At 68.8% G+C, this 7,845-nt stretch carries 7 protein-coding genes; 1 reads left to right on the top strand and 6 read right to left on the bottom strand.

What is annotated here, in order from left to right:
- From ACWJ6R_RS25675 to ACWJ6R_RS25650, 6 genes are all read right to left on the bottom strand, one after another.
- A partial coding sequence (locus ACWJ6R_RS25675) for a glycosyl hydrolase 2 galactose-binding domain-containing protein (protein ID WP_449064691.1) occupies window positions 1–666 on the bottom strand: 666 nt, incomplete at its 3' end.
- A gap of 160 nt (window positions 667–826) precedes the next feature.
- Window positions 827–1,708 carry an ATP-binding cassette domain-containing protein gene (locus ACWJ6R_RS25670; RefSeq protein WP_449064692.1) on the bottom strand — a complete coding sequence of 294 codons (882 nt, stop codon included), beginning with the start codon at window positions 1,706–1,708 and terminating at the stop codon, window positions 827–829.
- On the bottom strand, window positions 1,708–2,649 hold the full coding sequence (locus tag ACWJ6R_RS25665) for an ABC transporter ATP-binding protein (RefSeq protein ID WP_449064690.1): 942 nt from the start codon (window positions 2,647–2,649) through the stop codon (window positions 1,708–1,710). The genes ACWJ6R_RS25670 and ACWJ6R_RS25665 overlap by 1 nt, the downstream gene beginning before the upstream one ends.
- Window positions 2,646–3,542 carry an ABC transporter permease gene (locus tag ACWJ6R_RS25660; protein ID WP_449064689.1) on the bottom strand — a complete coding sequence of 299 codons (897 nt, stop codon included), beginning with the start codon at window positions 3,540–3,542 and terminating at the stop codon, window positions 2,646–2,648. The genes ACWJ6R_RS25665 and ACWJ6R_RS25660 overlap by 4 nt, the downstream gene beginning before the upstream one ends.
- A complete protein-coding gene (locus tag ACWJ6R_RS25655) occupies window positions 3,539–4,534 on the bottom strand; it encodes an ABC transporter permease (RefSeq protein ID WP_449064688.1) in 996 nt (331 codons plus the stop codon). The genes ACWJ6R_RS25660 and ACWJ6R_RS25655 overlap by 4 nt, the downstream gene beginning before the upstream one ends.
- A gap of 68 nt (window positions 4,535–4,602) precedes the next feature.
- Window positions 4,603–6,357 (bottom strand): ABC transporter substrate-binding protein, encoded by a 1,755-nt coding sequence (locus ACWJ6R_RS25650; protein WP_449064687.1) that lies wholly within the window; start codon window positions 6,355–6,357, stop codon window positions 4,603–4,605.
- 471 nt (window positions 6,358–6,828) lie between these two features.
- Between ACWJ6R_RS25650 and ACWJ6R_RS25645 the strand changes: the two genes are divergently transcribed.
- Window positions 6,829–7,845: LacI family DNA-binding transcriptional regulator (locus ACWJ6R_RS25645; protein WP_449064686.1), on the top strand; the 1,017-nt coding region annotated here is incomplete at its 3' end.

Genomic DNA, 7,845 nt, shown 5'->3' with positions numbered 1-7,845 from the left:
CGGCGCCTCGGTGACGCGCTCGACGCGGACGTGCACCCGTACCCTGCCGTCGGCGCCGTCGGCGCCGTCCATCGTCACCAGCGGGCGCACCTCGGCCAGCCGGGCGCCGCTCCAGGACTCCAGCCCGATCGGCCGCCAGATCCCGGCGGTGACCACGGTCGGCCCCCAGTCCCAGCCGAAGTTGCAGGCCATCTTCCGGATGAACTGGTACGGCTCGTCGTACGGGCTCGGCCGCGTGCCGAGGGCGGCCCGCTGCGCCTCGGCGTAGGCGTAGGCCGAGTCGAAGCGCACGGTCAGGGTGTTGGCGCCCTCACGCAGCAGGTGCCGTACGGCGAAGCGGTAGGAGCGGTGCTGGTTGGCGGTGGTCGCGACCTGGACGCCGTTGAGGATCACCGTGGCGACCGTGTCGAGGCCCTCGCAGACCAGGTCGGTCCGCTCGTGGTCGTCGCCGGTCCAGTCGAAGGTGGTCTGGTAGACCCAGTCGGTCCGGCCGATCCAGGCCAGCCGGTTCTCGTTGTCGTCCAGGTAGGGGTCGTCGATGATCCCGGCGGCGAGCAGGTCGGTGTGCACGCAGCCGGGGACGGTCGCGGTCACGCCCGCCACCCCGGTGTCCTGCGAGACGGCCGTGAGGGTCCAGCCGTCATGCAGCGGGCGGTACGAACTCAAGTAGATCTCTCCTTAGCGGCCGCGCGGGGCGTCAGGGGACGCCCCGCGCGGTGTCTCGTGGGACGCCGGGCGAGGCGTCCCGTGAACCGTCGCCCAAACCGTCACAGGGGACGTCACAGGGGCCGTCACGTCACCCGGACCCGGACCGTCGCGGGGACCGTCATCGGGGGCAGCCGTCGAGCCGGGCGCACGCCACGAAATGGCCCGCCTCCGCCTCGAACAGCGCACCGGACGCCCCGCCCGCGTGGTAGTGGCAGGTGCCCGTCGGTGCGGCGTCCTCCCAGGGGGCGTTCAGCCGGGGCACGGCGGCCAGCAGCTTGCGGGTGTAGGGATGCAGCGGATCGCCGAAGACCTTGTCGGTCAGCCCCATCTCGACCACCGTGCCGTTGCGCAGCACGACGGTGCGCTCGGCCAGGTAGTTGCCGAGCGACAGGTCGTGGGTCACGTACAGCACGCCGAGGCCGCGCTCCTTGAGCTCGGCCAGCAGGTTGAGCACGTCGATGCGGGTGGAGGCGTCGAGCATGCTGGTGATCTCGTCGGCGACCAGCAGCTTGATGTCCAGCAGCAGCGCCCGCGCGATGAGCAGGCGCTGGAGCTGGCCGCCGCTGAGCTGGTGGGGGTAGCGGCCGAGGACCTGGCCGGGGTCGAGCCGGACGTCCTCGACGGCCGAGCGCACGCGCCCGTCCCACTCGGCGGCGGAGACCTGCGGGTAGTAGGACTCCTTGATCAGCTGGAAGACGCGGTCGGCCTTGAACACCGGGTTGTAGCAGCTGAAGGGGTCCTGGAAGACGCCCTGCACGTGCCGGTAGTACTCCTTGGCGGCCTTGACCGGCACCCCGTCGACGGTGATCGAGCCGGTGGTGATCGAGGTGAGGCCGAGGATCATCTTGCCGATCGTGCTCTTGCCGCTGCCGCTCTCCCCGATGAGGGAGACGACCTCGCCGGAGCGCACGTCGAAGCTCACGCCGTCCACGGCGGCGAAGGTCTTCCCGCCGAACGCGCCGACCTTGTAGACCTTCGTGACGTTGTCGAGTTGCAGCATCATGCCTTCCAGCACGCGACGAAGTGGTCGGGCTCGACCTCGACCACTGGCGGTTCCTGCGCGCACTCGTCGCCGGCGACCGGGCAGCGGGCCCGGAAGCGGCAGCCGGCCGGCGGGTCGAGCAGCGAGGGCGGGCTGCCGGCGATGCCGGACAGCTTCTTGTCGGCGTGGCGCACGCCGACCTCGGGCAGCGAGTTGATCAGGAGCCTGGTGTACGGGTGGCGCGGCGCCGTGACCATCACCTTGGCGGGCGCCTTCTCGGCGAGTTTCCCCGCGTACATGACCATGATCGTGTCGGCGATGTGGGACGTGAGTGCGAGGTCGTGGGTGACGAAGATCATGCTCTTGACGAACCCGGCGTCGCGGAAGCCGATCAGGGCCTTGGCGACCGCCTTCTGGGTGGACACGTCGAGCGCGGAGGTGACCTCGTCGGCGATCAGCAGCGACGGGTTGAGCAGCGTGGAGATGACCATGACCATCCGCTGCTTCATGCCGCCGGACAACTCGATGGGGTAGTTGTCCAGCACCTTGCGCGGCAGCTCGACCAGGTCGAGGCGGGACTCCAGCTCGGCCCGGTCCAGGGCGACGCCCCGGGACCTGAGCAGCTCGCCCACCATCTTCCCGATCTTGCGGGTCGGGTTCATGGCGCTCATCGAGTACTGCGGGATGAGCGAGACCTCGTGGAAGCGGAACTCGTTCATCCGCCGGTCGTCGCCGATGGGCAGCTCCCGGCCGTCGAGCTGCACCGTGCCGCCCATGTGCCGCATCCGGCCGTCCATCCGGATGAGGCTCTTGCCCAGGGTCGTCTTGCCGCAGCCCGACTCCCCCGCCAGGCCGAGGATCTCCCCGTCCCGCATCGTGAAGGAGACGTCGTCGAGCGCCTTCACGTCGCCCTTGAGGGTCCGGTAGTACACCCTCAGCTCGCTGACCCGCAGACTCATGTCTCCCTCAGTTTCGGGTTGAAGACCTCGTCGAGCCCGACGTTGGCCACGTACAGGGCCCCGACGATCGCGGTGATCCCGGCGCCCGGGGGCAGGAACCACCACCACATGCCCAGCTGCATCGCGCTCCACTGGTTGGCGTTCTGCAGCATCAGCCCGAGCGAGACGCCCTCGGTGGGGCCGAGCCCGATGAAGTCGAGCGAGGACGCGATCAGGATCGAGCCGCCGAACAGCAGGATGAACATCATGAACAGGTAAGAGCTCATGTTCGGCGCGATCTCGCGCATGATGATCTTCCGTGTGCTCGAGCCGCTGAGCCTGGCCAGCGCCACGAAGTCCCGGGTGCGCAGTGAGAACGTCTGCGCCCGGATCGCCCGCGCCGCCCAGGGCCAGGAGGTGAGCCCGATGAACAGGGCCTGGGCGGGGACGCTGCGCACGCCCAGGTAGGCGTTGATGATCAGCAGCACGGCCAGCGTCGGGATGACCAGGACGATGTTGGTGAACATGTTGAGGACCTCGTCGACCAGCCCGCCCCGGTAGCCGGCGGTGAAGCCGACCGCCATCGCGATGACCGCGGCGATGCCGCCGCCGAGCGCGCCCACGATGAAGGTGGTCTGCAGGCCGTACACGAACTGCGAGAACACGTCCTGGCCGAACGTCGTCGTGCCGAACCAGTGCTCGCCCGAGGGCGGCGACATGGGCTTGGTGCCGTACGCGTTGGGGTCGACGGCGTCCAGCACCAGCGGGCCGGCGAAGCCGAGCAGGAAGAGCAGGAGCGCGATACCGAAGCCGACCAGCAGCTTGCCGTTGCGCACCGCGAAGTACAGCGCCTCGCGGCGCGCCCCGGCGCCCGCGGCGACGTCCTTGGCGGGGGTCTCCTGGATCGCCGTCATGCCTGCGCACCCGCCATTCCGGCCCGCGTCCGCGGATCGACCACGACGTAGACGATGTCGATGATGAAGTTGGCGATCAGCACGCCGAGGACGATGAACATGAAGGTGCCCTGGAGCAGGAAGAAGTCCTGGTTCTGGATGGACTTGAGGATGAGGCTGCCCAGGCCGGGGTAGGAGAAGACGATCTCGGTGACCAGGGCGCCCGCCACCAGCACGCCCAGCTGCAGGGCCAGGCCGGTGATCTGGGGCAGCACCGCGTTGCGGAAGGCGTAGCGGCGGATCAGCCGCTGCGGGGCCCCCAGCGCGGACAGGTAGGTGGAGTAGTCCGACTCCAGCTCATAGATGATCATGTTGCGCATGCCGATCGCCCACCCGCCGAGCGCCACGAGGAAGAGCGAGAGGAACGGCAGCACCCAGTGGTGCAGCAGGTCGGCGATGAACTCCCACGACAGGCTGGGCTGCAGCGAGAAGCTGTAGCCGCCTGCGACCGGGAAGATCCCCGCCACGACCCCCAGCCCCCAGGCCAGCAGCACCGCCAGCCACATGTACGGCATGGCCGTCAGGACGTAGCCGACCGGCAGCACCGTGTTGTCCAGCAGCTTGCGCCGCGCGGCGAAGGCGCCGGCCCAGTTGCCGACGACCCAGCTCAGCAGCACCGAGGGGATCATCAGTCCCAGGGTGTACGGCACCGCGCCCATGATGACCTCGCTCACCGGGGTGGGGAAGACCCAGATGCTGATGCCGAAGTCACCCTGGAACAGAGCCGCCCAGAAGTTCGTGTACTGCTTCCACAGCGGCTGGTCGAAGCCGAAGAGGTTGGTGTAGTAGGTGCGCATGGTCTCCACGGCGCCGGGGTTGCTCACACCCGCCCGGGCCACCATGCTCGAGACCGGGTCACCGGGCATGAAGCGCGGGACCATCCAGTTGATCGTGACGGCGACGAAGAACGTCAGGCCGTAGACCAGCAGTTTCCGACCGAAGTATTGACGCAAGGGGAACCCTCCCAGAGGGCCCCCTCCCCGCGCCGCCCGGCGGGGGAAGGGGGCCGGTGCTCATCCGGTCAGGAGGCCGGCTTGATCTGCGTGAGCGTCTCGAAGCCGCCCAGCTCCAGCCAGTTGCGCCACATCGTCGGCGGGGTCTTGGGCGTGTCGCCGACCGAGGAGGGCCAGTTGGTCCAGGAGGAGTTGCTCACCTGGGACCACAGGCCGTTGTACCAGAGCGGGATGATCGGCATCTCGTCCAGGTGGATCGCCTGGATCTTGGACATGACCTGCTTCATGCCCTCGGCGTCGTCGGTCTTGACCTGGTCGAGCTCCTGGACGAGCTTCCAGATCTCCTTGTTCTCGTACCGACCGAAGTTGACGGTGTTCTGCGTCTTTCGGACCGGGAGCTGGAACATGTAGTCGTAGTACGTCCAGGGGGTGTTCGACAGCTGCCGCTCGTTGTTGATCAGCAGGTCGAAGTCGCCCTTGCTGCGCTTGTCCACCAGGGCGTTGAAGTCCGGGAAGTCGGGGGTGATGTTGATCCCCGCCTCCTTGGCGCTGGCGGCGATGACCCGGATCGACTCCATCCAGTCGGTCCAGCCGGACGGGACGATGATGTCCAGCTCGATCTTCGAGCCGTCCTTGTTCTCCACGAACCCGTCGCCGTCGGAGTCCTTGTAGCCGGCGTCGGCCAGCAGCTTCTTGGCCTTGGCGACGTCGAAGGAGAAGCCCTTGTCGGCGACGACCTGCTGGTCGATGTACTGCTCCCACTGGGGCAGCAGCCCGGTGGGGCTGGCCGCCTTGACCAGGTTGCCGTAGACGCCCTCGACGATCTTCTTGGTGTCGATCGAGTTGGCAAGCGCCTTGCGGAACGCCGGGTCGTCCATCGGCTTCTTCTTGGTGTTCAGCACCAGGAAGGCGGTGTTGGCCGAGAGCATGTACGGCGGCTCGGGGTAGTAGGTGGTGATGCCGAAGTTGCCCTTGACCAGGTTGGCCGCGCCGGGCAGGAAGTTGTTGCTGAGGTCCATGCCCTTCTGCAGCAGCAGGCCCATCGCCACCTCGTTGCTGGAGTTGACGATGTCGACGATGTACTTCGGCTTGGGCTCCATGTTGAGCGCGGTCTTGCCCCACCAGTCGTCGCGGCGCTGCCAGACGACGCGGTCCTGGTCGTGCCTGGAGTAGGTGTAGGCGCCGGTGCCGACCGGGTTCTCGTTCTTGCCGTCCAGCACCTCCTGCTCGGAGCGGCCCTGCCAGACGTGCTGCGGGACGATGGCCCGGCTGTACATCTGGAAGTCCCACTCCTGGTAGTTGGCCTTGGAGAAGGTGAACTTCACGGTCTGGTCGTCGACCGCCTCGGCCTTCTCCAGCCACTCCCAGATGTTGTGGTAGGGGACCGTCTCCATCTTGCCGAGCTCGAAGGTGAAGGCGACGTCCTTGGCGGTGAACGGCTTGCCGTCCGACCAGGTGACGCCCTGGCGGAGCTTCAGCTCGTAGGTCTTGTCGTCGACCCAGGTGCCGCTCTGGGCCAGCCACGGGACCAGCTTGCCCGCGTTGCCGTCGAAGTGGAACAGGTGCTCGTAGACCAGGCCCTCGGTGCCGGTGGCGTAGTCCCACTCGCGCAGGGGGTTGAAGTTCGCCGGCGGGCCCCACTGCGTGCCGCTGGTGTACAGCGTCTCGTTGCGGGGCAGCGCTCCGCTGTCACCCGGGGCCGCGGCGGGGGCGCTCCCCGCCTGAGAGCCCTGCGGAGCCGGCGTGGACCCTCCGCTCGAACATGCGGCGGCGGCCAGGCCGGCCGCCAGGAGCGGAACCACGATCCGCATCCGGTTTCGCATTGCGTTTCTCCTTCCCCCGCCGGTACGGCGGAGGTCCGAACGTCGTCACAGACCCCGATAGAGAGGTCCGGAGGGCCGTGACCCTCCGGACCTGGGAGCGCTCCCATGCTTGCGGGGCAACCACGCCCCCGTTCTCGAACCGGCCGTCGTCGGCGTTCCGCAGCGCGCCGGGCCGTACGACCGGCCTTTTCGCGCCCCGCTCCGCCAGACTTAACTGAACCGGATAAGTACGGTGAACGTAAATTCCGCGTAACCCTGGCGTCAATAGCCGTGACTCGTTCGATATGTACGGCTCTGCGGCATCCGAGTCGATATGGCCCCCCGCTCCTGGGGAAACAGCCGATATCGCAGGTACCGGCTCGGTGATCCCGGGAACCCGTCGCGGATACGGGGACCGGCGGCGTCCGGAGGCGCGCCCAGGCTGTAAGGTCGGCTCGACACAGCGGCTAACCGGTTCAATCAGGGGGCTCGGTGAAGCGACCGACGATCGCCGACATCGCCCGTCAGGCGGGCGTCTCCAAAGTGGCGGTCTCCTACGCGCTCAACGACCGCCCGGGGGTGTCCGACGCGAAGCGCGCCCTCATCAAGGCCATCGCCGAGGAGATCGGCTGGCGGCCCAACAGCGCGGCGCGGGCGCTCAACGGCGCGCGGGCCAACAGCATCGGCCTGACCGTCTGCCGCCCGGCCCGCATCCTGGGCATGGAGCCGTTCTACATGGAGCTGATCAGCGGGATCGAGGGCGAGCTCTCCGCCCGGTCCTACGCGCTGATGCTCCAGGTGGTGGCCGACCCCGGGCAGGAGATGGAGGTCTACCGCCGCTGGTGGGGCGAGCGCCGGGTGGACGGGGTGATCCTGGTCGACCTGCGCTTCTCCGACCCGCGCATCACCGAGCTGGAGGACCTCGGCCTGCCCGCCGTGGTGGTCGGCCACCCGTCGGAGGCCGGCTCGCTGGTGCCCGTCTGGTCCGACGACACCGCCGCCGTCCGCGAGGCCGTCGAGTACCTCGTCGCGCTCGGGCACCGCAGGATCGCCCGGGTCGCCGGGCTGCCCGAGCTGGTCCACACCGTCCTGCGCGACCAGGCGTTCATCGCCGCCTGCGAGGACCTCGGCGTGACCGCCTACACCATCACGCACACCGACTACACCGGGGAGGAGGGCGCGCGGGCCACCCGGCGCCTGGTCAGCTCCCCCGCCCGGCCGACCGCGATCGTCTACGACAACGACATCATGGCCGTGGCCGGCCTGTCGGTGGCCCAGGAGATGCGGCTCGACGTGCCGGGGGACCTGTCCGTCGTGGCGTGGGACGACTCGCCGCTCTCCCGGGTCGTCCGGCCCGCGCTGACCGCGCTGACCCGCGACATCCCCTCCTACGGCGCCCGCGCCGCGCGGACCCTGCTGGCGCTGATCGCCGGCGAGGAGGCCGCGGCCTTCGAGGACGAGGCGTCCCGGCTCGTCCCCCGGGGCAGCACCGCCCCGCCCCCGGCCGGC

The organism is Planomonospora algeriensis, assembly GCF_977012225.1.
Note: the sequence above shows the minus strand (reverse complement) of the source record. Positions and strands in the feature narration are given on the sequence as shown.

Bases quoted from the DNA above. Each gene is read 5' to 3' on its own strand.
- ACWJ6R_RS25670 (WP_449064692.1), bottom strand. From the start codon at position 1,708: ATGCTGCAACTCGACAACGTCACGAAGGTCTACAAGGTCGGCGCGTTC.
- ACWJ6R_RS25665 (WP_449064690.1), bottom strand. From the start codon at position 2,649: ATGAGTCTGCGGGTCAGCGAGCTGAGGGTGTACTACCGGACCCTCAAG.
- ACWJ6R_RS25660 (WP_449064689.1), bottom strand. From the start codon at position 3,542: ATGACGGCGATCCAGGAGACCCCCGCCAAGGACGTCGCCGCGGGCGCC.
- ACWJ6R_RS25650 (WP_449064687.1), bottom strand. From the start codon at position 6,357: ATGCGAAACCGGATGCGGATCGTGGTTCCGCTCCTGGCGGCCGGCCTG.